This window comes from Streptomyces sp. NRRL F-2664 (assembly GCF_000719345.1).
Classification (GTDB): Bacteria; Actinomycetota; Actinomycetes; order Streptomycetales; family Streptomycetaceae; genus Streptomyces.
This window is the reverse complement of the sequence record NZ_JOFX01000360.1, coordinates 1-449: the sequence shown is the minus strand read 5'-3', so window position 1 is coordinate 449 and position 449 is coordinate 1. Positions and strand designations below refer to the sequence as shown.

General features: G+C 71.9%; 1 pseudogene. It reads right to left on the bottom strand.

From position 1 onward, the window contains the following. Nucleotides 1-449 (bottom strand): annotated as a pseudogene (locus tag IF89_RS39680) (hypothetical protein); the annotation flags it as partial.

Here is a 449-nt window from a genome sequence, read left to right as displayed (position 1 = left end):
GGGGTGGTGTGGGTGTCGTTGGCGATGGCGCCGTCGGGGGTGTAGTGGAAGAGGACGGTGGTGCGGGTGCCGTCGGGGTGGGTGGTCTCGGTGGTTTTCCGGCTGCCGTCGGCCCAGTAGGTGTAGGTGCTGCGCAGGCCGTCGGCGGTGGCGGCGGTGGCGGGTTTGTTGTCGGGGGTGTAGGTCCAGGTTGTGCCGTCTGCGCCGTGGAGGAGGTTGCCGGCCGCATCCCAGGTCTGGGGGGTCTGCTTGCCGTCGGCGGCTACTGCGGTGAGGCGGCCGGCGGGGTCGGTCTCGTGCGCGGTGGCTGTCTTGCTGCCGTCCGCACCGGTGGCGGTGGTGGTGGTGATGTCGCCTGCGGCGTTGGCGGTGTAGGCGGTCGACCGCAGTACCGGGGCCTTGGCGTCGCCGCCGTTGTGGACGGTGGTGGAGGTGAGCCGGCCGTAGGC